At 71.5% G+C, this 25388-nt stretch carries 30 protein-coding genes; 19 read left to right on the top strand and 11 right to left on the bottom strand.

Annotated features, from left to right (window positions below; translation table 11 throughout):
- Positions 1–81: 81 nt before the first annotated feature.
- The 3 genes from ACFVT5_RS23840 (at position 82) to ACFVT5_RS23830 (ending at position 2246) form a co-directional block, all read left to right on the top strand.
- On the top strand, positions 82–1020 hold the full coding sequence (locus tag ACFVT5_RS23840) for a PAC2 family protein (protein ID WP_389891417.1): 939 nt from the start codon (positions 82–84) through the stop codon (positions 1018–1020).
- A gap of 133 nt (positions 1021–1153) precedes the next feature.
- The gene (gene coaE / locus ACFVT5_RS23835) at positions 1154–1753 is read left to right on the top strand and encodes a dephospho-CoA kinase (protein ID WP_389891414.1); all 600 of its coding nucleotides are present in this window, start codon (positions 1154–1156) and stop codon (positions 1751–1753) included.
- Positions 1754–1865: 112 nt separating this feature from the next.
- Positions 1866–2246 carry a tetratricopeptide repeat protein gene (locus ACFVT5_RS23830; protein ID WP_389891411.1) on the top strand — a complete coding sequence of 127 codons (381 nt, stop codon included), beginning with the start codon at positions 1866–1868 and terminating at the stop codon, positions 2244–2246.
- 31 nt (positions 2247–2277) lie between these two features.
- Here the strand turns inward: ACFVT5_RS23830 and ACFVT5_RS23825 are convergent, their stop codons facing one another.
- Positions 2278–2538 (bottom strand): DUF6343 family protein, encoded by a 261-nt coding sequence (locus ACFVT5_RS23825; RefSeq protein ID WP_389891408.1) that lies wholly within the window; start codon positions 2536–2538, stop codon positions 2278–2280.
- Positions 2539–2646: 108 nt separating this feature from the next.
- On the opposite strand from ACFVT5_RS23825, the gene ACFVT5_RS23820 reads away from it, so the two are divergent.
- The 3 genes from ACFVT5_RS23820 (at position 2647) to ACFVT5_RS23810 (ending at position 5030) form a co-directional block, all read left to right on the top strand.
- A complete protein-coding gene (locus ACFVT5_RS23820; protein WP_389891406.1) occupies positions 2647–3642 on the top strand; it encodes an acyltransferase domain-containing protein in 996 nt (331 codons plus the stop codon).
- A 64-nt stretch (positions 3643–3706) separates the two neighbouring features.
- Complete coding sequence (locus ACFVT5_RS23815) at positions 3707–4399, top strand: class I SAM-dependent methyltransferase (RefSeq protein ID WP_389891939.1); 693 nt, start codon at positions 3707–3709, stop codon at positions 4397–4399.
- A gap of 154 nt (positions 4400–4553) precedes the next feature.
- The gene (locus ACFVT5_RS23810) at positions 4554–5030 is read left to right on the top strand and encodes a DoxX family protein (RefSeq protein ID WP_389891403.1); all 477 of its coding nucleotides are present in this window, start codon (positions 4554–4556) and stop codon (positions 5028–5030) included.
- Between the two features lie 80 nt (positions 5031–5110).
- On the opposite strand, the gene ACFVT5_RS23805 is transcribed toward ACFVT5_RS23810, so the two are convergent.
- Complete coding sequence (locus ACFVT5_RS23805; RefSeq protein WP_389891401.1) at positions 5111–5836, bottom strand: RNA-binding S4 domain-containing protein; 726 nt, start codon at positions 5834–5836, stop codon at positions 5111–5113.
- A 94-nt stretch (positions 5837–5930) separates the two neighbouring features.
- On the opposite strand from ACFVT5_RS23805, the gene ACFVT5_RS23800 reads away from it, so the two are divergent.
- Both ACFVT5_RS23800 and pip read left to right on the top strand, forming a co-directional pair.
- Entirely contained in the window at positions 5931–6722 is a 792-nt protein-coding gene (locus ACFVT5_RS23800) for a uracil-DNA glycosylase (RefSeq protein ID WP_389891398.1), read from the top strand.
- On the top strand, positions 6719–7678 hold the full coding sequence (gene pip / locus ACFVT5_RS23795) for a prolyl aminopeptidase (protein ID WP_389891395.1): 960 nt from the start codon (positions 6719–6721) through the stop codon (positions 7676–7678). Before ACFVT5_RS23800 ends, pip begins: the two co-directional genes overlap by 4 nt.
- A 38-nt stretch (positions 7679–7716) precedes the next feature.
- Here the strand turns inward: pip and ACFVT5_RS23790 are convergent, their stop codons facing one another.
- Positions 7717–8112 (bottom strand): GNAT family N-acetyltransferase, encoded by a 396-nt coding sequence (locus tag ACFVT5_RS23790; protein ID WP_389891936.1) that lies wholly within the window; start codon positions 8110–8112, stop codon positions 7717–7719.
- A 50-nt stretch (positions 8113–8162) separates the two neighbouring features.
- Positions 8163–8561: a RidA family protein gene (locus ACFVT5_RS23785; protein WP_389891392.1), complete on the bottom strand. Its 399-nt coding sequence runs from the start codon at positions 8559–8561 to the stop codon at positions 8163–8165.
- A 225-nt stretch (positions 8562–8786) separates the two neighbouring features.
- On the opposite strand from ACFVT5_RS23785, the gene ACFVT5_RS23780 reads away from it, so the two are divergent.
- Positions 8787–9767: a threonine/serine dehydratase gene (locus tag ACFVT5_RS23780; protein WP_389891389.1), complete on the top strand. Its 981-nt coding sequence runs from the start codon at positions 8787–8789 to the stop codon at positions 9765–9767.
- Between the two features lie 62 nt (positions 9768–9829).
- On the opposite strand, the gene ACFVT5_RS23775 is transcribed toward ACFVT5_RS23780, so the two are convergent.
- A complete protein-coding gene (locus ACFVT5_RS23775; protein ID WP_389891387.1) occupies positions 9830–10243 on the bottom strand; it encodes a MerR family transcriptional regulator in 414 nt (137 codons plus the stop codon).
- 27 nt (positions 10244–10270) lie between these two features.
- Between ACFVT5_RS23775 and ACFVT5_RS23770 the strand changes: the two genes are divergently transcribed.
- On the top strand, positions 10271–11029 hold the full coding sequence (locus ACFVT5_RS23770; protein WP_389891384.1) for a methyltransferase domain-containing protein: 759 nt from the start codon (positions 10271–10273) through the stop codon (positions 11027–11029).
- Between the two features lie 13 nt (positions 11030–11042).
- On the top strand, positions 11043–11840 hold the full coding sequence (locus ACFVT5_RS23765; RefSeq protein ID WP_389891381.1) for a nucleotidyltransferase domain-containing protein: 798 nt from the start codon (positions 11043–11045) through the stop codon (positions 11838–11840).
- A 31-nt stretch (positions 11841–11871) separates the two neighbouring features.
- On the opposite strand, the gene ACFVT5_RS23760 is transcribed toward ACFVT5_RS23765, so the two are convergent.
- On the bottom strand, positions 11872–12762 hold the full coding sequence (locus tag ACFVT5_RS23760; protein WP_389891378.1) for a serine protease: 891 nt from the start codon (positions 12760–12762) through the stop codon (positions 11872–11874).
- 213 nt (positions 12763–12975) lie between these two features.
- On the opposite strand from ACFVT5_RS23760, the gene ACFVT5_RS23755 reads away from it, so the two are divergent.
- The 5 genes from ACFVT5_RS23755 (at position 12976) to ACFVT5_RS23735 (ending at position 19003) form a co-directional block, all read left to right on the top strand.
- Positions 12976–14511, top strand: a complete 1536-nt coding sequence (locus ACFVT5_RS23755; protein WP_389891375.1) for a membrane-associated oxidoreductase — start codon at positions 12976–12978, stop codon at positions 14509–14511.
- Between the two features lie 252 nt (positions 14512–14763).
- Positions 14764–16575: an FUSC family protein gene (locus tag ACFVT5_RS23750; protein WP_389891372.1), complete on the top strand. Its 1812-nt coding sequence runs from the start codon at positions 14764–14766 to the stop codon at positions 16573–16575.
- A gap of 80 nt (positions 16576–16655) precedes the next feature.
- A complete protein-coding gene (locus tag ACFVT5_RS23745) occupies positions 16656–17699 on the top strand; it encodes a phosphatidylinositol-specific phospholipase C domain-containing protein (RefSeq protein ID WP_389891369.1) in 1044 nt (347 codons plus the stop codon).
- 205 nt (positions 17700–17904) lie between these two features.
- On the top strand, positions 17905–18669 hold the full coding sequence (locus ACFVT5_RS23740; protein ID WP_389891366.1) for a DUF899 domain-containing protein: 765 nt from the start codon (positions 17905–17907) through the stop codon (positions 18667–18669).
- 160 nt (positions 18670–18829) lie between these two features.
- Positions 18830–19003 (top strand): hypothetical protein, encoded by a 174-nt coding sequence (locus tag ACFVT5_RS23735; RefSeq protein ID WP_389891363.1) that lies wholly within the window; start codon positions 18830–18832, stop codon positions 19001–19003.
- 205 nt (positions 19004–19208) lie between these two features.
- Here the strand turns inward: ACFVT5_RS23735 and ACFVT5_RS23730 are convergent, their stop codons facing one another.
- The gene (locus tag ACFVT5_RS23730; protein ID WP_389891360.1) at positions 19209–19649 is read right to left on the bottom strand and encodes a hypothetical protein; all 441 of its coding nucleotides are present in this window, start codon (positions 19647–19649) and stop codon (positions 19209–19211) included.
- Positions 19640–20311 carry an ATP-binding protein gene (locus ACFVT5_RS23725; protein ID WP_389891358.1) on the bottom strand — a complete coding sequence of 224 codons (672 nt, stop codon included), beginning with the start codon at positions 20309–20311 and terminating at the stop codon, positions 19640–19642. The genes ACFVT5_RS23730 and ACFVT5_RS23725 overlap by 10 nt, the downstream gene beginning before the upstream one ends.
- 165 nt (positions 20312–20476) lie before the next feature.
- Here ACFVT5_RS23725 and ACFVT5_RS23720 point away from each other — a divergent pair, with 165 nt between their 5' ends.
- Entirely contained in the window at positions 20477–21337 is an 861-nt protein-coding gene (locus ACFVT5_RS23720) for a helix-turn-helix domain-containing protein (RefSeq protein ID WP_389891355.1), read from the top strand.
- On the top strand, positions 21338–21580 hold the full coding sequence (locus ACFVT5_RS23715; protein WP_389891352.1) for a DUF397 domain-containing protein: 243 nt from the start codon (positions 21338–21340) through the stop codon (positions 21578–21580).
- 241 nt (positions 21581–21821) lie between these two features.
- On the opposite strand, the gene ACFVT5_RS23710 is transcribed toward ACFVT5_RS23715, so the two are convergent.
- The 3 genes from ACFVT5_RS23710 to ACFVT5_RS23700 form a co-directional block, all read right to left on the bottom strand.
- Positions 21822–23306: a glutamate synthase subunit beta gene (locus tag ACFVT5_RS23710; RefSeq protein ID WP_389891349.1), complete on the bottom strand. Its 1485-nt coding sequence runs from the start codon at positions 23304–23306 to the stop codon at positions 21822–21824.
- Between the two features lie 174 nt (positions 23307–23480).
- Positions 23481–23903 carry a CBS domain-containing protein gene (locus tag ACFVT5_RS23705; RefSeq protein ID WP_389891346.1) on the bottom strand — a complete coding sequence of 141 codons (423 nt, stop codon included), beginning with the start codon at positions 23901–23903 and terminating at the stop codon, positions 23481–23483.
- Positions 23904–24011: 108 nt separating this feature from the next.
- Positions 24012–24653: a uridine kinase gene (locus tag ACFVT5_RS23700; RefSeq protein WP_389891343.1), complete on the bottom strand. Its 642-nt coding sequence runs from the start codon at positions 24651–24653 to the stop codon at positions 24012–24014.
- Between the two features lie 211 nt (positions 24654–24864).
- Here ACFVT5_RS23700 and ACFVT5_RS23695 point away from each other — a divergent pair, with 211 nt between their 5' ends.
- The gene (locus ACFVT5_RS23695; RefSeq protein ID WP_389891340.1) at positions 24865–25344 is read left to right on the top strand and encodes a DUF1772 domain-containing protein; all 480 of its coding nucleotides are present in this window, start codon (positions 24865–24867) and stop codon (positions 25342–25344) included.
- Positions 25345–25388 lie beyond the last annotated feature (44 nt).

Below are 25388 nucleotides of genomic sequence, written 5' to 3'. Positions count from 1 at the left end.
TCGGATGTGAGGAGCGCCGGAGGGGAATGCTCGTGTCCCGGGGCGCGTTCTGACTTAGCGACACGAGGAGGAGCGGTCACAGTGCTAGATCCGCAGGGTTTGTACGCATGGGAGCCGAAGGGCCTGGCTGTCGTCGACATGGCACTCGCCCAGGAATCGGCCGGACTGGTCATGCTCTACCACTTCGACGGCTACATCGACGCGGGCGAGACCGGCGACCAGATCGTAGAGAGGCTTCTCGACTCGCTGCCCCACCAGGTGGTGGCCCGCTTCGACCACGACCGGCTCGTGGACTACCGCGCGCGACGCCCCCTGCTGACCTTCCGGCGCGACCGCTGGACGGACTACGAGGTGCCCACGCTGGAGGTCCGGCTCGTCCAGGACGCCACCGGCGCGCCCTTCCTGCTGCTGTCCGGGCCCGAACCGGACGTGGAGTGGGAGCGGTTCGCCGTCGCCGTCCAGCAGATCGTCGAACGCCTTGGTGTGCGTCTTTCCGTCAGCTTCCACGGCATCCCCATGGGCGTCCCCCACACCCGCCCGGTGGGCCTCACGCCGCACGGCAACCGCACGGACCTGGTACCGGGTCACAGCAGCCCCTTCGACGAGGCGCAGGTCCCAGGAAGCGCCGAGTCGCTGGTCGAGTACCGCCTGATGGAGGCCGGACACGACGTGCTGGGCGTCGCCGCGCATGTGCCGCACTACATCGCCCGCTCCCCGTACCCGGACGCGGCGCTGACCGTCCTGGAGGCCATCACATCGGGTACGGGCCTGGTCCTGCCCGGTGTCGCGCACTCGCTGCGCACCGAGGCGTACCGCACGCAGATGGAGATCGACCGCCAGATCCAGGAGGGCGACGAGGAACTGGTGGCGCTGGTCCAGGGACTTGAGCACCAGTTCGACGCCGCCGCCGGAGCCGAGACCCGCGGCAACATGCTCGCCGAGCCGACCGACATCCCCTCGGCCGACGAGATCGGCCAGGAATTTGAGCGATTCCTCGCGGAGCGTGAGGGCGACGGCTGAGCGGCGAGGCCACCCGGGGCTGATCGCCGAGTTCACCCACGGCTGACCGAGTTCACTCCCCGGCTGACCGGTGAGAGCACAGTGGGCGACCGGCTGGGGCGCACCCCGAGCCGCACGCCCTAAGCTTCCGGACATGCTGAAAGTGGGCCTGACCGGAGGCATCGGAGCCGGCAAGAGCGAGGTGTCGCGTCTCCTCGTGGAACGTGGCGCCGTCCTGATCGACTCGGACCGGATCGCACGCGAGGTGGTGGCACCGGGAACTCCCGGACTCGCCACGATCGTTGAAACCTTCGGCGAGGAGGTGCTCGCCGAGGACGGTTCGCTCGACCGGCCCGCACTGGGCGCGATCGTCTTCACCGACGCCGACAAGCTGACGACGCTCAACTCGATCGTGCACCCCCTGGTCGGCGCCCGCTCCGCCGAACTGGAGGCCGCGGCCCCCGAGGACGCCGTCGTCGTCTTCGACGTCCCGCTGCTCGCCGAGAACGGCCTGTCGGGACTGTACGACCTGGTCATCGTCGTGGACGTGGACCCCGCTACCCAACTGGACCGGCTGACACGGCTGCGCGGCATGACCGAAGAGGACGCCCGCGCGCGGATGGCGGCACAGGCCACCCGCGACAAACGGCTGGCCGTCGCGGACATCGTCATCGACAACGACGTGTCGCTGCCCGAGTTGGAGACCCGGGTACGGGAGGTCTGGGAAGACCTCGCCGCGCGCGCGAGGACCTGACCGCCACGAGGGCCCGACCGCAGGGTGCCGCGATGCCGCCGGGGGAGGGCCGGGAGGAATACCGGCGCGCGTGGCGCGCGTTGAAACCGTACGGCGAGGGAAGGACTTATTCGTGCCCGAGAGCAGCGGACCCATTCGACGTACTCCGGAAACGCATGTCATCGACTTCCGTGCGGCCGAACACCTCCTCGCCGCCCGCGACCCCCGGGGAGCCGTGAAACTCCTCGACCCGGTCATCGCGGAGCACCCGGAGAACACGGCGGCGCGGCTCTTGCGCGCGCGTGCCTTCTTCGCCGCCGCGCAACTGCGTCCCGCCGAACTCGAATTCACCATCGTCCTGGAGCGCGAACCGGACAACGCGTTCGCGCACTTCGCGCTGGCCCGCACCTATGAGCGTGCCGGACGCCCCCAGCAGGCCGTGCGGCACTTCCGGCTCGCGGCGGCCCTCGACCCCTGCCCGGAGTACCTGGCAGCCGCCCGCTTCGAGGACTGACGCCGCTGCCCCACGAAGGGACGCCGCCCGGTCAGCGGTCGGGCGGTGGCTGGTACGGCGGTACGTCCCGGCCCGGCTGGAAATGCGGGCCCTGCCGGATGTGCCGGACGATCATCACCATGTCCACGGTGACAATCAGCCACAGCACGGCACAGGCCGCCGCCCAGCCCGGCCGCCCGGCCAAGGCGAACGCCACGGTTCCCGCGACCGTCCAGATCAGTCCCCACACGCTCAACCAGAAACGCATCCGCAGGGGACTGCGCGCGGTCATCGGCTCACTGCCCGTACGCATCGCGCATCATCACTCCTTCTTGCAAAGTACCTCCCCCGTCCTGCGGAGCACGACAAAGTGGACGTACGGGATGGACGAACGAGTCAGGCGAGCGGAGAGGGGCGGGCCGTGCTGGATGACCTCAGGGGCGAGGACGGATTCGCGCGATGGCTGAAGGAACTGGAGAACCCGGACCTTCCGCAGGTGGAGGCCACGCTGCCGACCGCCGACGAGTTGCCGGAGGTCCTGCTGGACCTCGCCGTGCCGCACGGGGACATCAACGAACTCGTCGCCCTGCGCCGCCGCCTCACCGGCGACCGTGACCTGCGGTGGCTCCTGGAACGCGCCGTGAGCGGACTCGTCCACGGCATGGGCGATCCGAACCAGGGCATCGCCCCCCGGCCCCTGCCCGACGAGACGGACCCGCTCGGCCGCTGTTTCACCGTGTTCGTGTTCGTCGCCGCGCTGCCCCATGTGCGGGCCTACCACCGTGAGCGTGGCATACCGGACGACGTGTCCCGGCGCACCCTCGCCGACCTGGGCCGTCACTTGGCCGTCCACCGCAGGCGACGCGGCACCTGCGGGCTTCTCTTCCCGTGGTGGAACTCGCTCCACTTCCATGGCGAGCTGTATCAACTGGGCCGGCTCCAGTTCCAGCGGACTCGGCTCGGCGGGACCCTGGGGCCCCTTGTCCAGGCCGCCGGAACGGCCGCCGGGACCGGCGACCCCTGTCTCAGCCTGCACATCGCCGACTTCCGCGGCCCCCTCACCCCGACCGCCTGCGACGCCTCGCTCACCTGGGCGCGGGAGTTCTTCCCCCGGTACTTCCCCGAGGAACGCCACGAGGTCGCCGTCTGCCACTCCTGGCTGCTCGACCCGCAGTTGAAGCGGTATCTGCCGGAGGAGTCCAACATCGTCCGGTTCCAGAACCGATTCCGGGTGCCGGACGTGACGCACGAACCGCGACTCCGGCCCGACGACACGGCACCGGTCGGATTCGTCTTCGGCGACCCGGACCGTGCGCCGGATCTGCTGCCCCGGCGCACCGCGGTCGAGCGGGCGGTCGGCGACCATCTCCGGGCCGGCGGGCACTGGTACGTACGGCACGGATGGTTTCCGATGTGACGGAAAGTACATCGGCGGGAACTGACGTGAGGGCGTGGCGCGTTGGAAGGGCATGAAGGTCGAGATGCGTGAGGGATACGAGGGCGCGGGGCCCGGCGCGATCACGCCGGACGGCTGCGCGGTGGAGCTGTACAGTCGCCTGCCCGTGGGAGACGAGCCGGCGATCATCGCGGCGGCCGTACCGGCGGGAGCCCGTCTGCTCGAACTGGGCTGCGGAGTGGGGCGGGTGACCCATCCGCTCCTTGAACGGGGATTCGACGTCACCGCCGTGGACGAGTCGCCGGACATGCTGGAGCGGGTCCGGGGCACGCGCACCATATGCGGCCCGATCGAAAGGCTGGACCTGGCGGAGACCTTCGATGTGGTGATGCTCGCGTCGTTCCTGGTCCACGCGGGGAACATCGATGTGCGCCGGGGATACCTCGACACCTGCCGTCGCCATGTCGCCGACGACGGCTGTGTGCTCATCCAGCGCGAAGGCGCCGACTACCACGAGAACCTGCCGCGCGAGCGGGTCGACCCCCATGGGTTCACGGTGCGGATGCTGTCGGCTGAGCCGGTGTCGGAAGGAGCCCACTCGGTGCGCGCGGAGTATGTGTTCCCCGACGCGACCTGGACCCAGACGTTCCTGTCCCGTCCGCTGACCAAGGAAGCCTTCGAGGAAGCGCTCGCGGAGTCCGGGCTGAGGGTCGACCGGTATCTCACGGAGGACGGGATATGGGTCAGGGCGGTACCGGAGCCGGTGCGGGGGGTTTGACCGGACGCCGGTGCGGGGCGTTCGGCACGGTGTCGGAGTGGATCGTGGCCGAAAAGTGAGTTCTGGAAAGTTCCCTGGGTTGCGATGAGTTGGTGCCGGGTCCGTCGTCTACCTCTGTGACAGCAAATGCAGCGTCCCCACAGAGGAGAACGTCATGTCCGACTCCACCGCCGCGACCGCGGGCACCGGCGACATCGCCGCCACCGACACGGCCCGGTCCGCCCCCGGGAACGGTACGCGGCGCGTCGGGCGCCGGGCCGATATCGCGCTGCGGTCGCTGCAGATCCTGCTCGCCCTGTTCTACGTGATCGCGAGCGCGCTGCCGAAGCTGATCGGGCACTCGTCCGCCGTCGAGACGTTCGACAAGATCGGTTGGGGCAGTCCGGGCATGTACACCGTCGGGGTCCTGGAACTCCTGGGCGGCGTCGCCCTGGTGATACCGGCACTGGTGTCGGTGGCGGCGGTCGCGCTCAGTCTGCTGATGGTCGGCGCCTTCATCACCCAGGTGACGGTGTTCGACGGTGAGAACGCGGCCACCCCGCTGATCCTGATCGTGCCGCTCGCCCTGATCGCCTGGGCCCGCCGACACGGCACCGGTGACCTGCTGCGGCTGGTGAGACAGCGGGTCTGAGCGGACCCGGCCGGGTTGATCGCCCGGCCGGGCCGGTGGCTCAGATCAGCACCGCGAGATCACCGGAGATCACCGCGAGGTCAACGCGAGGACTTTCCCGGTGCGCCCGGGGGAGTCCTCGGCCGCCGTCGACGCGGCTCGGCGGGCGCACCGGATACGCCGGATGTGCCGGGTGCGCGAGGTGTACCCGATGTACCGGTCGGGCCTCCCGGGCCGATCACTCCGCGCAGGCGTTCCATCTCGCGCCGGTCGCGCTTCGTCGGGCGGCCGGCGCCCCGGTCCCGTACCCCGGCCGGGGCGATCGCCTCGCGCGGCGGCGGGGGAGGGCTGTTGTCGACGTAGCACTCGACGGCGACAGGGGGGCCGACGCGTTTGCGGATGACGCGCTTCACCACGACGATCCGTTCGCGGCCCCCGTGCCGGAGGCGGACCTCGTCGCCGACCCGGACCGCGTAGGCGGGCTTCACCCGCTCACCGTTGACCCGTACATGGCCACCACGGCAGGCGGTGGCGCCCATGGACCGGGTCTTCACCAGCCGTACGGACCAGATCCAACTGTCGACCCGGACGCTGCCCTGGGACGGGTCGGGGGCGACGGTTCCGCCCGGCGACGTACCGGCACCGGAGGTCGCACCGGAACCGGCACCCGTATCGGAACCGGAACCGGCGGCCGTACCGGCGTCGGATCCCGCGCCGAGGTCCGATCCCGCGTCCACATCCGCCTCCGCACCCGGCCTCCGCCGGTCATCCCCGCCCGAAGTCTCCGCAGTGTCCGAAGCCGCTCCCGCGATGTCCTCTCCAGCCATGTCCCCGACCTTAGTCGTCCGCTGTGTCCGTTGTCCGGGCATATTTCGCCCGGCCGGACCACCCCGGATGCGGCCCCTGACCTACCGTGGACGCATGGACACGCCGGTGGGCGGAGACGATGGAGATCTGGGGTCGCTGGTCGACCTCGATGCCCGGATCTCGGACTGCGCGGCCTGCCCCCGCCTCGTCGCCTGGCGTGAGGAGGTGGGCCGTACCAAGCGGGCCGCCTTCCGGGACTGGACGTACTGGGCGCGGCCCGTGCCCGGGTTCGGGCCGCCGGACGCCTCGCTGCTGATCGTCGGGCTCGCGCCCGCCGCGCACGGCGGCAACAGGACCGGCCGGATGTTCACCGGCGACCGTTCCGGCGATGTGCTGTTCGCGGCGCTGCACGATCTCGGGCTCGCCTCACGCCCCGACGCCGTCTCGGCCGACGACGGGCTGACGCTGCGCGGTGTCCGTATCACCTCGCCCGTCCACTGCGCCCCGCCCGCCAACAAGCCGACCCCGCAGGAACGGGACACCTGCCGCCCCTGGCTGGTACGGGAACTGGAGCTGTTGCGGCCCGAGTTGCGGGCGGCGGTCGTGCTCGGGGCGTTCGGCTGGCAGGCGGCGCTGCCCGCGTTCGAGGCGGCCGGGTGGACGGTGCCCCGGCCCCGGCCGGCGTTCGCGCACGGCGCGCGGGTGACGCTGGAGCGGGGCGCGGATGGAGGCGGGGCGCTGGAGGTGTTCGGTTGCTACCACGTCAGCCAGCACAACACCTTCACCGGCCGGCTCACCCCGGCGATGCTGCGGGACGTGCTGCGCGAGGCCGCGGGCGTGGCGGGGATCCCGCCGTACGGGCGTCCGTCCGAGGCGTTGAACCGCGCCCGTAGAGTGCCGAGATGAGCCTTTACCCCGAGATCGAACCGTACGAGCACGGGATGCTCGACGTCGGCGACGGCAACCGTGTGTACTGGGAGGTCTGCGGCAACCCGCGCGGCAAGCCCGCCGTCGTCCTGCACGGCGGACCCGGGTCGGGGTGCACGCCCGGCTTCCGCCGGTGGTTCGATCCGGAGGCGTACCGGATCGTGCTGCTCGACCAGCGCGGCTGCGGGCGTTCGACGCCGCACGCGAGCGCGTACGGGACCGACATGAGCGTCAACACGACCCCGCGTCTGATCGCCGACCTGGAGCTGTTGCGTGAACGGCTCGGGATCGAACGGTGGTTGGTCTGGGGCGGGTCGTGGGGTTCGGTGCTCGGGCTGCGGTACGCGCAGACGGTCCCCGGTGTTGTCTCGGAGCTGGTCCTCACCGGCATCGCGACCGGTTCACGGGCCGAAGTCGCCCTGCTCACAAGGGGGCTGGGGCAGATCTTTCCCGAGGCGTTCGCACGCTTCCGGGACGAGGTGCCGGTCGGTGAGCGGGACGGGGACCTGGCCGTGGCCTACGACCGGCTGCTCGCGTCGCCCGATCCGGAGGTACGGGCGCGGGCCGCGCGGGCGTGGACCGACTGGGAGACGGCGATCGTGCCGGCGCCGCCACGCTCGGTCCCCCGGTACGAGGACGCCGTGTTCCGCGCCGGGTTCGCCCGGACGGTCGCGCACTACTTCGCCCACGACCACTTGCTCGGCGAGGACGGCGTCGTCCTGCGCGATGCGCCGCTGCTCGCCGGGATTCCGGGAACGCTGGTCCAGGGCAGCCTCGACTTCGGAAACCTGCTCGGCACGGTCTGGCGCCTGCATCAGGCGTGGCCCGACAGCGAGTTGGTCATCGTGGACGAGGTGGGGCATGACGCGGGGGCACCGGGGGTGGGGGCGGAACTGGTGCGGGCGACCAACAAGTATCGGCCCGCGGCCCGCTGACCCGGTGCCTTGGCCTCAGGCTTCGTCCGGGGTGTCTCTCAGCGCGGCGGGAGCCATTCGTACTGGATGTCCGGTTCCCTTTCCTCGTTGCGGGAGCCGTCCGTGCGGGCCGTGGGGGTGAAGCCGTGGCGTTCGTAGAAGCGGTGGGCCGGGGTGTTCACCTGGAAGGTCCACAGGGAGAGTCCGGTCGGACTGTGGGCCTTCGCGACGGCCATGAAGCGGTCACCGATGCCGTGGCCGCGCCATTCCGGTGCCAGGTAGAGCTGGGACAGCTCCCGGCCGTCCAGGGCGAGCACGCCCACGATCTCGCCGTCCATGACCGCGACCCAGGTGTCCTGTAGCGGCACCACCACCTCGCGGAAGTACCAGAGCACCTCGTCGTCGGTACGGGGACGGACGACGGTCGGTAGCGCCGCCCTGAAGGAGCGCAGCATGACATGGGCGGTGGCCGTGGCGTCGGCGGCCTCCGCGCGCCGCAGGGTGATCACAGGACGACGGCCGTGGCGGTGATCTCCACGAGCTGGCCCGGGTAGCCGAGGCACGCTACGCCGAGCAGCGTCGAGGAGTGCGGGCCCGTGCTCAGGCCACTCGCCTGCACCACCTCCCACACGGCGGCCAGCCGGCCCGGCTCGTCCGAGACGACATAGACGTCCGTGTACGCCACGTGCGCGAGGTCGCTGCCCACCGCGCGCAACTGCTCCGTGAGGTTGGCGATCACCTGCTCGGCCTGCCGCACCGGATCGCCCTCGCCGACGAGCCTCCCTTCGGCGTCGAGCGGCACGGATCCCGCGAGGAAGGCGATACGGGTACCCGCCTCGACCACGGAGGCGTGCGCGTACATGGGCGGGGCGAAGAGGGACGGGACGGTGGTACGGCGGATCACGACGGCGGCTCCACGGACAGATGCGGACAGATATGGGCGTATGGGTGCGGATTCCGGAGGATCTCAGGGGATCTCGGTGGGTCTCGGGGGGGAACTCCCGCGATCATGCGCGGAGACCCCGCAGCGCCGCATCCCAATTTCCCCGCGCCGCTCACCGCCGCGCCGCCCCCCCCCGCCGTACCGCCCCCCGCCGTACCGCCCGCCCCCTCTGCTTACGATGAGGTCATGACCACCCCGAACACCCCGGCCGGCGACCCCGTGATCAGCTACGCCGACGTCAAAGCCGCGACCGGACGGATCGCCGGACTCACCCGCCCGGTCACTGTCGTCGCGGCCGACGCCGGTGAACTCGGCGCGGCGGACGGCTGGTTCGCCTACGAGTTCACTCAGCACACCGGTTCGTTCAAGGCACGTGGCGCCGCCAACTTCACGGCGGCGCACGTCGAGGCCGGTGACATGCCCGACGCCGGAGTGGTCATCGCGTCCGGCGGCAACGCGGGCCTCGCCTGCGCCTGGGCGGCCCGCCGGCGCGGGGTCGACGCCACCGTGTTCCTGCCCGAGAACGCCCCGGCCGTGAAGGTCGCCAAGCTGCGGAGCCTCGGCGCCGACATCCACCAGGTGGGCACCGAGTACGCGACGGCCCTGGAAGCGTCACGGCGATACGCGGCCGACAGCGGCGCGATCCTGTCCCACGCCTACGACAACCCGCTGATCGCCGCCGGCGCCGGCACCCTCCTGGAGGAGATCCACTCGGCGCTGCCCACCCTGGACACGGTGGTCGTCGCGGTCGGCGGCGGCGGACTGTTCGCCGGAGTCGCGGCGGCGGCCCATGAGTACGGGGTACGGGTCGTCGCGGTCGAACCGGAGCACTCCCGCGCCCTGAACGCGTCGATCGAGGCCGGCCGGCCGGTCGACGTCCCGGTCGACTCCGTCGCCGCGGACTCGCTCGGCGCCCGGCGGGCCTCGGCAGCCGCGCTCGACTGGGCTCTGCGGACGGACTGCGTCTCGGTCCTGGTCCCCGACAGCGCCATCGTGACGGCCCGTCAAGACCTGTGGGACCAGCGGAAACTGGCCGTCGAACACGCCGCGTCCACCGCGCTCGCGGCGATACGGACCGGTGCGTACACGCCCGCCGACGGGGAGCGGGTGTGCGTGGTGCTGTGCGGGGCGAACACGGACCCGGGCGACCTGACCCGGGCGACTTGACCCGGGTGATCTGACTCGGGCGATCCGACCCGGTCGACCTGACGGCTCACCTGTGGTCGACCTCAGCTCCCCTCGGCCCCCGCCACCCATCGCCGATACGTTGGGCACTCCGTGATGTCCTCGTGCGCGCAGGTCAGGGCGTGTTCCACCAGGTCGAGGGAGGTCCGCGTCGCCGTGAGCCGGGCGCGCAGATCGGCGGCCGTGGTGCGCAGCGCGGCCCGGCGCTCGTGCGGATCCGCGTGCAGCATCGTCCGGATCGCGTCCAGGGACAGGCCCGCCTCCTTGGCGCGGAGTACGACGGCGATACGGCGCCGGTCGTCGGGACCGTAACGCCGTCGCCCCGCGCCGTCCCGCGCCGGTTCCAGGAGGCCCATGGACTCCCAGTGCCGCAGGACGTGCGTGGCCAGACCGAAATGCTCCGCGAGCGCGCCGATGGACAGGGTCTCCGAGGGCGGAACCGGACCGCTTGACTTCATGTCGACATTAAGTCGCAGCCTGGCCGTATGGACAATGCCGGACCCGTACCGATGTTCGCCCGCCTCGACTCCTTCGAGCGGCTGCCCGAAGCCACCGAACTGCGCCATGCCTCATACGAGTTGCTGCGCGCCGCACCCGGCGACCGCGTCCTCGACGTCGGCTGCGGTACCGGACTCGCCGTGGCCGAACTGCTCGACCGTGGAGTGCGTGCCGTCGGGGTCGACCACGAGCCGGGCGCTCTGGAGTCGGCGCGGCACCGGATCCCGGGCGCCGATCTCCGGGTCGGCGACGCGGAGGACCTGCCGTTCCCCGACGGCACTTTCCACGCGTGCCGTGCCGACAAGGTGCTGCACGAACTCGCCGATCCGGCACGGGCGGTGGCCGAGATGCGTCGCGTGGTGCGTCCCGGTGGACGGGTCGTGCTCGTCGGGCAGGACTGGGAGGCCCTGGTCATCGACTCCGACCGGCCCGAGGTGACCCGCGCCCTGGTCCGGGCCCGCGCCGACCGGGTGCCCGCTCCCACGGCCGCCCGGCGGTTCCGCGCGCTGCTCGTCGACGCGGGCTTCGCGGATGTCGCGGTTGGGGCCAGGACCCTTGTCCTCAGCGAACCCGAACCTGTCTTCGCGCTCGGGCTGTTGAGGGCGCTCGCCGCACCCACCGGGGACTCCGGTCCCGTACCGCCCGACGACGTCACCGCCTGGCTGGCCGAGCAGGAGGCGCGGGCCCGTGACCGTCGGCTGTTCCTCGCCGTACCGTTCTTTCTCGCGTCGGGGCGTGTTTGCTAGCGTCAACGGCCTGATGCGTACTGCCACTTTCACCGATGACACGTTCCTCGACCTGGTCGCCGACCGGCTCGCCGGACTGCCGACCGTTCTCGCCGTCGCCCTCGGGGGCTCCCGGGCGCAGGGCACCGAACGGCCCGACAGCGACTGGGACCTCGCCGTGTACTACCGGGGCGCTTTCGACCCGGACGACCTGCGGGCCCTGTGCCGCACACTCGGCTGGGAGGGCGAGGCGTCCGACGTCGGCGGGTGGGGTGGGGGCGTGTTCAACGGCGGGGCCTGGCTGACGATCGACGGGCGCCGCGTCGACGTGCACTACCGGGACCTCGACGTCGTGGAGCACGAGTGTCGGGAAGCGGCGGAAGGCCGGTTCCACTGGGAGCCGCTGATGTTCCATCTCGCGGGAATCCCCAGCTACTTGGTGGTCGCCGAACTGGCCGTCAACCGGGTGCTGCGCGGCGAACTGCCCCGCCCCGGCTACCCCGAGGCGCTACGCCGCACCGCGCCCGAGCACTGGCACGGCCGGGCCCGCATCACCCTCGCGTACGCCAAGGGCAACCACGTCACGGCGGGCCGCCTGACCGAACTCGCCGGCGCGCTTGCCACCTCCGCGATGGAGGCGGCGCACGGAGTGCTGGCGGCGCGCGGCGAGTGGGTCACCAACGAGAAGCGGCTCCTGGAGCGGGCCGGACTGCGGGGCGTCGACGCGATCATCGCGGAGCTGAGCGCCGACGACCCGGAGTCCCTGGTGCGGGGCGTCACGGCGGCCGAGGTGCTGTTCGACAAGGCGGCCGGACCGGAGCCCCGTACGTGATGGACCGCACCGGTCCGGCCGCCGCGTGCCGCTACGGCTTGGGCAAGGTGCACCCCGGCGCGTTCAGGTCGATCTTGCTTGCCGCGCCGACGCACGCGGGAATCCCGTACGTCTGCTGGCCGTAGTTGATGCCCTGGCGCACGGTGACGGTGCCGTTCTGGTCGACCTCACAGGGGTTGTTGTCGGTGCAGCGACCGCCGTTCTCGTTGCCGGTGTTGTTGACCGCGACGACCTTTCCGGTGGCTTGGTCCACGACGGGCGAGCCCGACGTACCGCCGATCGTCTGGCAGGCCGAGGTGTAGCGGACCGAGTCCTTCCAGGTCCAGGAGCCCTCCTTGAGGCGGTAGGCGAAGCCGTCGATGTTGCAGTTGTAGATCCGCTTCCAGTAGCCCGAGACCACGCTGATCGCGGTGCCCTGCGTCGGGTGCTGGTCCGAGAGTTCCAGGGCCGCGATGCCGTAGGAGGTCTGGATCTGCTGATACGTGCTGGTCAGCTGGTACAGCGAAACATCGGTGTCGGTCATCGTGCCGTACGCGATCTTGCTGGCGCGCAGGGTACCGACCTGGGTCCCGGCCGAGTTGAGCAGCCCGAAGGTCCTGCTCGACGCCCGGTCGACGATGACCTGGCCCGCGGCCGGGAAACCGGTCTCCAGGCAGTGGCCGTTGGACATGACGAGCGCGGGGTCCGTCGGCAGCGAGTCGGGCATCCGCACGACCGAGCCGGAACAGTTGCTGAGCGCGACGGTTCCGGCGAAGTTGACGGCCTGGACGCGGGCGCCCTTCTGGATACCGGCGTCCGTCTGGACGCGGGTGGGGGCCTCCGTCCGGGGTGCCGCCGGTGCCTGGCTCGCGGCGGCCACGGGCGCGGCCCCCGCTCCGAGGAGCAGAAGCGCAGTGAGCGCGCCGACGAGGGGTGTCTTCATGTGGGGGGTTCCTCTCCGGTGCGGAGTCGCGTGGGACTCCTGTGGAGTGGTGCTGTTGTCATGCGCATTGTGATGGTGTCGGGCTCAGCGGACAACAGGGCCCAGCAATCGAACATCCCGCGAGGGAGAAGCAGTTGAACGACTTCGGCCTCTGACAGCCTTCCCGCAGTGCGGGGTTGACACCCCGTCCGGGCGCGGGACAGAGTCCCCGCGATGGAGATCACCGACCTGACCCCCGCCGAACGCCGACTGTGGGAGGCGTTCCCGAGCGGCGCCGGGGTCGACTTCCGGCCGGACGGCGAACCGGACGACGCGGTGGTCTCCGGCGCCTGGGGCCCCGAACGGACCGTACGCGCCGAGGTGTTGCGGGCCCTGCTCCTTTCGGGCCCCCGCGCGGACGGCGAGATACCCGCGCTGCGCCTCTCGGGAGCCCGCGTCACCGGTCGGCTCGACCTCCAGTACGCGACCGTCGACTGCGCGATACGCCTGTGGGTCTGCCGGTTCGACGAGGTACTCAATCTCTACGGCGCCCAGGTCAGACAGCTCAACCTCAGCGAATCGGTACTGCCGGGGATGCGGGCCGCGACACTGCGGGTCGACGGCGTGCTACGGATCACCGGGTGCCGGATCGCGGGTCCTGTACTGCTCGGCGGGGCCAGGATCTCCGGGGCCTTCTTCCTGGACCGGGCGCGGTTGGGGGCGCCGGACACCGGGGGCGACGGGGGTGACGCCCGCCGGAGAGGCGCCGGTGACTCGGACCCACGGCCCGGCGACTCCGTCCGCGAACCCTTGCTCCAGTTCAACCAAGGCGCCTGCGAGGACGACATCTGGGGCCGCGGACTGGTCTCGTACGGCGAAATCCGCCTGGACGGCGCGACGGTGGCCGGAAACGTCGACCTCGACGACGCCCGTCTCGTCCACCCGGGCGCCACCGTCCTCCAGGCGGAACGGCTCACCGTCGGCTCCGACCTCCGCGCGATGCGGCTGCACGCCGAGGGCCGGGTGGACCTGCGCGGCGCCCGCATCCCCGGCCAGCTCAACCTCTCCTACGCCCGGCTCACCAACCCGGGCGGCATGGCCCTGCGCGCCAGCAGCATGGTCTGCGGCGAGATGTGGCTGCGCGCGTCACCGCCCGTCCGGGGCACGGTCAACCTCCGCCGCTCCCAGCTCGAACTCCTCCACGTCGCCCCCGAGACCTGGCCCCGCGAGGTCAGCCTCGACGGACTCATGTACACCACCCTCGCCCCGCACGAACCGGCCGCCCGGCGACTGCCGGTGTTCGACCGGGACAGCGCGGGCTATGTGCCGTTCTCCTACGAACAACTCGCCACCGCCTACCGCCGTATCGGCGACGAGGCCGCCGTGCGCGAGGTGCAGCTCGCCAAGCAGCGCCGGCACCGGACCACACTGCCCTGGTACGCGAAGATCTGGGGCCATGTCCAGGAGATGACCGTCGGCTACGGCTTCCGGCCGATACGGGCCGCCGGCTGGCTCGCGTCCCTGCTCGCCGTCGGCTCGCTCGTCTTCGCGCTCCACCACCCGCCCGCGCTCAAACCCGGCGAGGCCCCCCACTTCCAGCCCGTCTTCTACACCCTGGACCTGCTCCTGCCGGTGATCGACTTCGGCCAGGAACAGGCGTACGCGCCGGAGGGCTGGTACCAGTCGCTCTCCTACGCCCTGATCGTCATGGGCTGGATCCTCGCCACCACCATCGCGACCGGCATCACACGGGTGATCAGCCGGCAGTAGCGGGGCGTAGGGACTTCCAGCGGCGGGGGCGTACGGACGGGCTTCCAGCAGCGGGGTCGTACGGACTTCGGGGCGCGCCGATCCGGGTGCGCGCCCCCCGGCAGGTGACCGAACGCACACGCCGTCGCGCGAAGTGTCACACCGCGGAAACACGCACGCCGCTTTCCCTCCGGAAACGCCACGTAGCGTGGACAGCGCACGCCCGGCCGATGTCGTCCGACGGCACACCCCGCCCCGTCCGACAGGAGTCCCGTGCGCGCCCGCACCACCCCACGACCGCCCTCGCTCGCCCTCCCGCTCTCCCGCGTCCTCCCGCGCTCCGTACCGCCCTGGCTCGGGCACGCCCTGCGCGCCCAGCGTGGGCCCGTGCCGTGGAGCGCCGTCGTGCGCGGGGCGCTGGCCGCCGGGCCGCTGCTGCTTCTCGCCGTGCTCGCCGGGCACCCGACGGCCGGGGTCGTCGCCGCGCTCGGCGCGATGTTCGCCGGTATCAACGACCGGCCGGGCAGCCGCCACGCGTCCGTGCACCGACTCGGCGTCCCCGCGCTCGCCGGCGCCACCGGGCTGCTCATCGGCTCCTACGCGGCCGGACTGCGCGGCGGCGAGGGACCCGCACTCCCCGTCACACTCGGACTGACCGCGCTGCTCGCCGGGCTCGGATTCATCGGCGGCGCCCTCAGCGCGATCGGGCCCGTCGCGTCCGGCGCCGGAACGCAACTCCTCGTCGCCGCCGCCGTCGGCGTGGGCATGCCGCTGCCCGAACCGCCCATACAGCGCGCCCTGTTGTTCCTCGCGGGCGCCGGCTGGCTGCTTACGCTGCGCCTCGTCCTGCCGTCGCCGGGCGCCCGCCGTCTCGACATCGAACGGGCCGCCGTCGCCGACGTGTACGAAGCCGTCGCCGCGCTCCTCCGGGCCGCCGGGGGAGCGGACGCCGTCGCCCGGCGCGTCGCGCTCACCGCGGCGCTCGACCAGGCGCAGGACGCGTTGCGCGGACCGCGACCCCTGCGCCGCCGCCACTCCGGCGCCGAGCGGAAGCTGCGCGCGCAGTACGCCGCCGCGCTGCCGCTCGCCGAGGCGGCGACGGCACTCGCCTGGCGCGGGGCCCCGCTGCCCGCCCGCGCGGCGGACGGCCCGTCCCGGCTGGCCGAGGCCGTCCGCGAGGGCAGGGCCCCTGGCCCGCTCCCGGCCCCCGCCCGCTCGACGGCGGGCCTGCGCGCCCTGGACGACGCGCTGCTGCACGCGGCCGAGTCCTTCGACACGGGCACCACCGCCCACGCGGCCCCCACGCCGACGGGCCCGGCACTGCGTACGTACGCCCGCCGCGCGCTCGGACCCGCCGGGCGCGAGTACGGCGTACGGGTCGCCCTCTGCCTCGGCGTCTCCACGGCCGTGGCCCAGTCGCTGCACCACCCGCACTGGTACTGGCTCCCCGCCACCGCCGTCTTCCTCGTCAAACCCGACCTGGGGCCGCTGGCGTCCCGCGTCCTGTGCCGCGCGCTCGGCACCCTCCTGGGCGCGGGCCTCTTCGCCGGACTCGCCGCGCTGCTGCCCTCGCCGTACGGGATCGTCGGTGTCGTCGCCGTCGCGGGCGCCCTCATCCCCGTGGCGACCCGGCACTTCGCCGCCCAGACCGCCGTCGTCACGGTCCTCGTCCTGGGCCTGGTCCTGGTCGGCGGGGAACCGCAGGCCGCCGCGAGCCGGATCGGCGAGACGCTGCTCGCGTGCGCGATCGTGCTGCTCGTCGGCCATCTTCCGCTGCCGGGTCAGCGCGGCCACGGGGTACGGACCCGGCTCGACATCGCCACGCGGGCCGCCGACGACTATCTCGGCCATGTGCTCGGCGGCTCCGAGGACCGCGCGGCCAGTTGGGCTCTGCGCCGCGAGGCGTACCGCTCCCTCGCGCAGGTACGGGCCGCCGCCGCGCTGTCCGCCGCCGAACTCACCGTGCTCGCCCGGCACACGGCCGGCACCGCCGAGACCGCGGCTCGCCTCGAACTCCTGGTCGACGCCACCACGGCGACAGCGGTCCACCTGAACGACAGCCCTCGCCCACTCTCCACCCGGTAAGCCGCCGTCTTCCCTCGCGCCACACAACTCCCTTACGTTTCCCTTGAGTTGACGGAAGCGACGGAGAGGGGTTGGGGAATATGGGGAGTACGAAGAGGGTCGCGGGGACCGTGGTGACCTTGGTGGCGGTGGGGGCGCTGGTCGCGGCGGGCGGGCCCGCGGTGGCTGTGGATCCGGCGCAGTCGCCCTATTCGTCCACCACCGGTGTCGGCGTGCACAACGCCTACGAGAAGACCAAGTACCCGTACTTCGCTGACGCGTTGGACTCCGGTGCCGCGATGCTCGAACTCGATGTGTGGACCAATGTGTTCGGCAGCGGCTGGCGCGTGTCGCACAGCAATCCGCTCGGCAACGACAACAACTGCGAGAACGCCACCACGCCGGCCCAGTTACGGACGAAGGCCCGTAACCAGAGCCTCACCGGCTGCCTCTCCGACATCAGGAGCTGGCACGACGCGCACCCCGGCCACCGGCCGATCGTCCTCAAGGTGGAGATGAAGGACGGCTTCCTCGCCAACAACGGACGCGGCCCCGCGGAGCTGGACGCCCTGCTCTCCGCCAAGCTCGGCGACGCCCTGTTCCGGCCGGGCGACCTGGCCGCGGGCCACGCCACGCTCGACGAGGCCGTCCAGGCGAACGGCTGGCCCCAACGCTCCGCGCTCGCGGGCAAGTTCATCGTCGAGCTGATCCCCGGCACCGTCGAGGAGAGCAACCCGCTCGACACCCTGTGGACGGACCGCGAGTACGCCACGCACCTGAGGGACCTCGCGGCGAACGGCCGCCTCGGCACCGCCGCCGCCTTCCCCGCCGTGCACAAGGCGGCGACCGGCGACCCCCGTACCCGGTACACCGACCCGTCGATCCGCCCCTGGTTCGTCGTCTTCGACGGCGACGCGTCGACCTTCGCGGGCGGCTCCATCGACACGAAGTGGTACGCCGACCGGAACTACGTCGTCATCATGACCGATGCCCAGAACGTGGCCCCGGCCATCGACGGCACCAACCCGACCGAGGCCCAGGCCCGCGACCGCGTGGCGCTGCTCGCCAAGAACCAGGCGAGCATCGTCTCCGCGGACTGGTACCCGCTGCCCCAGGTCCTCGCCACGGTCCTGCCCCGGGGCTGACCCGAGGCTGACCCGAGCCGAGGACCGCCCCCGTCCGTCCCGCTCCGCCCCGGCACGGGCCCGTCGGCCCGCGCCGGGGCACTCCTCTGACGCCCCGCATCCGAGTGGATAAGTTTTCTGGAGAATCCGCGCGCCGAGCGATGAGTTCCCGATGACGGGACGGTCCACCTCCGTGAGAACCACCGAACCGTCCGGAGGAGGAACGATGTCACTTCCCCAGATCGTCTCGCGCGACGACTGGCTGGCAGCCCGCACCGCACTGCTGGCCAAGGAGAAGGCCGCCACCCGCGCGCGTGACGAACTGAACGCGGAGCGGCGCGGGCTGCCCATGGTGGAGGTCGACAAGGAGTACGTGTTCGAGGGCCCCGACGGCAAGGCGACCCTCCTCGACCTGTTCGACGGCCGGGACCAACTCGTCGTCTACCACTTCATGTTCGACCCCGCGTGGGACGCCGGCTGCCGTAGCTGTTCGTCCTTCCTCGACCAGGTCGGCCACCTCGCGCACCTGAGGGCCCGCGGCACCTCGTTCGCGGCCGTGTCCCGGGCGCCCTTCACCAAGATCCTCCCGTTCAAGGCTCGGATGGGCTGGACGGTGCCCTGGTACTCCTCCTACGGCAGTGACTTCAACTTCGACTTCCACGTCTCCTTCGACGAGGACGTCGCGCCGATCTCGTACAACTACCGCACCAAGGAGCAGCACGAGCGCTCCGGCACCGACTACTACATCAGCGGCGAGCAGCCCTTCGAACTGCCGGGCCTGAGCTGCTTCCTGCGCCATGGCGACCGCGCGTACCACACGTACTCGACGTTCGGCCGCGGTCTCGACGGCCTCGGTTCCACGAGCACCTTCCTCGACCTGACCGCGCTCGGCCGCCAGGAGGAGTGGGAGGAGCCCCAGGGCAGGTCATCGGCGCTCGGCGCACCCGCCGGCAGCCCCGGGGTCCGCTACCACGACGAATACGAGGACTGACGGTGACTGACGGCGACTACGGAGGGGTGACGGCAACGTAATGTCACCGAATCGGTGTCGGTCCCGTCACATCGCGACCCGAAACGGCCTTTGACGCGTTCTCCTACTTGAACGGCCCGTGAAGGAACAGTGGGCCGATGTTCAGAACAGGAGTACGCCGGTGAACAGACGCATGGTGCTGGAGCGCTTCCCGGCCGGGGGGCCTCGCGGGTCCTGGCCCGCGGAGGAGTTCGCGCAGGCGCGCCGCAGCGAGGGTCAGCAGGCCGAGGTCGTCATGGACCTCACGTCGGACGCGTTCCTGGTCATCGTGCGGGCCCGCGAGGCGTCGGACTGATCAGACCGACCGGAACCGTCATCAGGGTGACATACCCGTACCGAACCGTACAGTCCGGGCAGCGTGGTCAGAGTGTCCGAAGAGGGCGTGTGATCGGGGGGATGTGTGATCGGGACGTGTGATCGGAAAGAGCGGTCCGACCGGCGGCACCCCCACGGGCCGCCGGTCGGACCCGGTGACCGGGCGACACCCCCAGCATCGCCGGTCAGGCCGTCACGGGACGCGACCAAGCAGGCGTCGTCCCCGTGACTCGGCAGAGGGCAAGATAAAGCGGGATCGGCGGCGTGTACGGCACCGTCCCGTCAGGCCGGTGGATCAGTCCGGGCGGTCGGCCCGGGTCCGGCAGCAGGGCCCCGGTCGCGTACCGCGCGGGCGCCGGCCAGTCGAGGGCCACATCGGAGTCCGACGGGACGATCCACCACCAGTGCGCCGGATCCGCGTAGACACAGCCCACGCGGGGCAGCCGGGCCAGCACCCGGCGTGCGTAGGGCGCCGGTACCGACACCGCGTCGCAGCCGAGCGGGACGGTCATCCCGGACGGCACCTCAAGACGCCGCGGGCGTATCTCGCGGGTCCCGTGGGGCCGTCTGCGTTCGAGTGCGACCAGTGTGTCGAGGCTCAGTGTCCGTGCGGTCGTCACACCCATTCGGCCCCCGTTCCACGGCCCCCGTCCGCATCGGCCCCCGTCGTCACCGTGCTCGGCGACGCGGAGCCCTGCGTCTGTGCGTCCTGCGTGTTCATGCCTTGCTTCTGTGCGTCTTGTGTCTGTGTCCCGTGCGGCTCCGCGTTCCGCGCGCGGGGCGGCGCGGGGTCCTCTTCGGCGTTCTGCTCGGCTCGCGGCAGCTCCGCCCAGACCAGGAGTCCGGGCTCCGTCTCGTGTGCTCCCCAGGCGCTCGCCACGGCCGCCACCAGCAGCAGTCCCCGCCCGTGCTCCTCCTCGGGCCGCTGCGGCGAGGGCCGCGGCTCACCCGGAGCGCACCCCTCGTCACGGACCGCTATGCGCACCTTTTCGACCTCGTCATGCAGCTCGCAGACGATCAACTCGGACGCGGTGTGCACGATCGCATTGGTGACCAGCTCGGAAACGACCAGGTCAGCGGCGTCACAGGTGTCCTCGCCGACGGCCCATCCCGTCAGCCTCGCCCGTGTCAGGCGCCTGGCCTGGGCGGGCGAGCCGGGATGTGCGGCCAGCTCGAAGCGGAAGCGGCGCCCAGCAGGATCGCCGGGGGTCGCCCCGACGGCTGCGGGATCTGTACCCACTTCGGTGGCTTCTGTTCCTAACGGCGCGGACGGAGTCACGTTTGCCACTATCTCCCCGCCGTGAACACTTGGCAAGTGGCACTCTGAAATATGCAGAGTGCAGTGTGCCCCGGCGGGCGCCCATGGCACACTGCTCGCAACAGCACGCCACGCGGCCCCAGTTGGGTCGCGTCCTTGTGCTGCCGTGATCATCATGACTGTCTGGAGGTGGACGTGAGCGAACCGCGGTCCGCGCCGACTGTCGGCCAGGTCGTACTCGGCCGACGCCTCCAGGACCTGCGGGAACGCGCCGGCCTCAAGCGTGAGGAGGCCGCCAAGGTCCTCCGTGTCGCCCCGGCGACCGTGCGCCGCATGGAGATGGCCGAAGTCGCGCTCAAGATCCCGTATCTCCAGCTTCTGCTGAAGTCGTACGGCGTCTCCGACGAGGAGGCCGACGCCTTCGTCACGCTCGCGGAGGACGCGAATCTGCCCGGCTGGTGGCAGCGCTTCCACGACATCCTGCCCGGCTGGTTCTCGATGTACGTGAGCCTCGAAGGCGCCGCGAGCCTCATCCGGGCGTACGAGCCGCATTTCGTTCCCGGACTACTCCAGACGAAGGACTACGCCCGCGCCGTGATGCTCTCCGGAGCGGTCGGCCAGACCAGTCCCGAGGACATAGAGCGCCATGTCGACCTGCGGATGCAGCGACAGGACCTGCTCACCCGTGAGGACGCACCGCGACTGTGGGTGGTCATGGACGAGACCGCCCTGCGCCGCCAGGCGGGCGGGCCCGAGGTGATGCGTGACCAGATCGACAAGCTCCTGAAGGCCGCGAAGCTGCCGAATGTGACGCTCCAGATCGCCGAGTTCGCCGCCGGGCCGCACCCCGGCACCTACGGGCCCTTCGTGCTGTTCCGCTTCGCCGTGCCGGAACTGCCCGACATGGTCTACAGCGAGTACCTGACCGGCGCCGTCTATCTCGACGGACGCACCGAGGTGGCAACCCACCTGGAGGTCATGGACCGCATGGCGGCTCAGGCCGCCACAGCACATCGCACGAAGGAGATCCTGCGGGATCTCCGCAAGGAGCTGTGAATGGATCGACCCGGGATATACAACGGTATGCCCGCCCGTGAACTCGGCAGCGAGGGCTGGCACAAGCCCTGGAGCGGTGGCAACGGCGGCAACTGCGTCGAGGCCATGATGCTGGCCGACGGCAGAGTGGCCGTACGCCAGTCCGCCGATCCGGACGGGCCTGCCCTGATCTACACCCGCGGGGAGATCACCGCGTTCATCCAGGGGGCCAAGGCGGGCGATGCGGACTTCCTGCTCCAGTGACGCGGGCCGCCTCCGAACTGTGGACACGAGTAAGCCGCGGCCGATGTGGACGCGGGGGCCTGGGGTGAGGGGGTCGGGGGCGCGGGGGTCGAGGTAGCGGGGGCCGAGGTAGTGGGTACGGGAGTGGCGGTCCGTTCGGGAGCGGCGGTCCTGGCCGGCGGTCCCGGGTGACGGTCCCCAGGGTGGCGTCGGGGGCGTCGGGGGGTGGCGTCTTGGTGTCGCCGGGGGCCCGTGGTGTCGGTCATGCCGTCATCGGGCGGTCCTCGGGTCCGATCGGGGTCGGCAGTCGGTCCGTGCCGGTGAGATGGCGGTCCACGGCCGCCGCCACCGACCGGCCCTCGGCGATGGCCCACACCACCAGGGACTGGCCGCGCGCCGCGTCCCCGGCGGCGAAGACCCCGGGCACGTTCGTCGCGAAGTCCCGGTCCCGGGCGATCGTCCCTCTGCCGTCCAGGACGAGCCCCAGCTGATCGACCAGACCGTCGTGCCGCTCGGGACCCGAGAAACCGAGCGCGAGCAGCACCAGATCGGCGGGCAGCGTCCGGTCGGTCCCCGGAACAGGGCGGCGGCACTCGTCGACCCCGGTCAGCCGCAGCCCGCTCACCCGCCCCGCCGCGTCCCCGACGAACCGCAGGGTCGACGCCGCGAACAGCCGGGCGTCCGCGTCCGCGAGCGGCGCGGTCGTCAGATCCCGGGCCTCCTCATGCGCACCCGACATCCGGTACACCTTCGGATACGTCGGCCACGGCTCGTCCTCGGACCGCTCCTCCTCAGGGCGCGGATAGATGTCGAGCTGGGTCACGGAGGCCGCGCCGTCCCGCACCGCCGTGCCCAGGCAGTCCGCGCCGGTGTCCCCGCCGCCGATGATGACGACATGCCGTCCGGCCGCCGACAGCGGCGAAACCCCGAGGTCGCCCTCACCCACCCGGTTCGCGAGCGGCAGATACTCCATCGCCTGATGGATACCCGCCAACTCCCGCCCGGGAAGCGGTAGTTCACGCCAGGCCGTGGCACCGGTCGCGAGCACCACGGCGTCGTACCGGGTCCGCAACTCGTCCGCCCCGACATCCCGCCCCACCGCCGTACCCACCCGGAACTTGGTGCCCTCCGCCCGCATCTGCCCGAGCCGGCGCTCCAGATGCCGCTTCTCCATCTTGAACGCCGGAATCCCGTACCGCAGCAGCCCACCGACCCGGTCGTCCCGCTCGTACACCGCGACCGTGTGACCGGCCCGCGTCAACTGCTGCGCCGCCGCCAGACCGGCGGGGCCCGAGCCGACCACGGCCACCGTCCGGCCCGAGAGCCGGTCCGGCGGGCGCGGCGCCGCGAAACCTTCCTCCCACGCCCGGTCCGCGATCGCCACCTCGACGTTCTTGATGGTCACGGCGGGCTGGTTGATCGCCAGCACACATCCCGCCTCGCACGGCGCCGGACAGAGCCGCCCGGTGAACTCCGGGAAGTTGTTCGTCGCGTGCAGCCGCTCACTCGCCGCCCGCCAGTCGTCACGGGCCACCAGATCGTTCCAGTCCGGAATCAGGTTCCCCAGCGGGCACGCCTGATGACAGAACGGAACCCCACAATCCATGCACCGATCGGCCTGCGCGGCGATGATCGGCAGCAGCGCCCCCGGGACATACACCTCGTCCCAGTCCCGGACCCGCTCCTCGACCGGGCGGCGCGGCCACTCCTGCCGGGAGGTGGTGAGAAAACCCTTGGGGTCGGCCATCGCCGTCTCCCTCACGAACGCTCTCCGGCCACGATACGTCCGCCCCGCCCCACTGGCATGCCCCACAGGCAGGCCCCCGCCGAACCCCCGGAACGACCATGTCAGCCAGGTCAGCCAGGTCGGCCGGGAGCCGGGCCGACACGTCGGCCGGGGGAGCGCGCCAGGGCCCGGAGGTCAGCGCGACTTGGCGTAGACGCTCTCGACCCAGGTGGCGATCTGGTCCTCGGACAGATGCTTGGCGAGATCCGCCTCGCTGATCATGCCGACCAGTCGCTTGTCCTGGACGACCGGAAGCCGGCGGATCTGGTGCCCCTGCATCTCATGGAGTACCTCGCTGACGTCGGCACCCGAGTCGACCCAGCGCGGGGTTCCCTGGGCCAGGTCGCCCGCGGTGACCTTGGCCGGGTCGTGGCCCATCGCCACACAGCCGACCACGATGTCGCGGTCGGTGAGAATGCCGCAGAGTCGCTCGTTCTCGTCGCTGATGGGCAGCGCCCCCACGTTCAGGTCGCGCATCAACTGCGCGGCGCGATCAAGGGTCTCGTGGGCGGGGATCCACTGGGCGCCGCGGTGCATGATGTCTCCGGCGGTGGTCATGGCGTACCTCCCGGTGCCGGACGGCCGGCGCGGCGCGGGCGGCGTCGCTAGTCCCGGCGCCCTACATTCTCGCCGCGCCCCGAGAGGCGCGCACCCGCTGCGGGATCGTCAGCCGTGCCAGGCCGGGTGCCGGGGGTCGTCGGCGCGTACGAGAACGTCGGCCGTCCCGGCCGGGTCCACCTCGGATTCGTACCGCTCGAAGGCCGGGAGGGTCCAGTGCTGGTCGGGGGGTGTACGGCGGGACAGGGCGCCGGGTGACAGACGCAGATGGACGGTGAGGTCGAACGGGTACCAGCGGCCCAGCAGAAACGGACCGTGCAGCAACAGCAACCCACCGGCGGCAAGGGGCACATGGGGGCTACGGGTCGCGCGGTCGGTGACCGGGTCCCAGAGGTCGGGCAGGACCCGGCCGGTGCCGCCGCTCTCCAGCGGACCGAAGACCTCACGCCACAGCGCCGCGCTGTCGAACCAGCCGTCGTAGTAGGAGTCGGCGTCCTCGCGCCCGTGCTCGAAGCGGAGCGACGCGGGGCGCAGGAACCCCTCGGTTCCGACGACCAGGGCGGACCGACCACGTATCCGCAGGGCGTCCGCGACCCGCTGCGCCAGCTCGTCCGGGCGAACGGCGGGGGCTCCGTCGAAGGCGACGCGGGGCCACGGACTGCCGTCGTCCGGTTCCAGGTCGAGCAGCCGTTCGGCGAGGGCGTCGCCGAGCCGTTCCCAGGTGATCGCATCGAGTCGCACGGTGCCCATGATGCCGCGTGACCGGCGAGCGACGGCGCGGGAGCCGACGGGCCGGGGCGGGAGGCTCCCGGGGCGCGGCTGAGACGGGTGCTTATGGGGGTGCGGGTCTGGGCCATGGGCTGAACGGGGCCGAGGGAATTGACTGGTGGACGGATCGGGCGGCATGCAAGATCGGGTTCTTCATGGGGTCGCGCCCTTCACGGAAGCGGGAGTTGTCGTAATGGACGGGCTGTACTTGGTGCTGACGCTGGCGGGAGCGATCACCTGCGGGTTGACCGCGGGGGCGCTGTACGCGTTCTCGACGTTCGTGATGAAGGGGCTCACCGCGCTGCCGCCCGCCCAGGGCATCGCGGCGATGCAGGCGGTCAACAAGGCGGCGCCGAGTCCCGGCTTCATGCTGGTGTTCATGGGCGGGGCGCTCTTGAGTGCGGCGGTCGCCGTGATGACGTTCGTGGCGTGGCCCGACCAGGGTGCGGTGGAGGCGCTGATCGGCTGCGGGCTCTATCTGTTCGGCTCCTTCGGGGTGAGTGTCGTGGCGCACTTCCCGCGCAACGACGCCCTGGACAAGGTCGACCCCGAGGGGCCGGAGAGTGTCGCGTACTGGAAGACATGGGCACGTGAGTGGACGCGGTGGAACCACATCCGTACGGGTGCGGCGCTCGCGGCCTCGGTGTCGTTCGTCCTGGCGCTGACCGCCTGACGTGGTGGTGGTGTTGGTGTTGGTAGCGCGGTGACTTGCTCAGG

The sequence above is a fragment of the Streptomyces sp. NPDC058001 genome (assembly GCF_042886315.1).
Taxonomy (GTDB): domain Bacteria; phylum Actinomycetota; class Actinomycetes; order Streptomycetales; family Streptomycetaceae; genus Streptomyces.
Note: the sequence above shows the minus strand (reverse complement) of the source record. Positions and strands in the feature narration are given on the sequence as shown.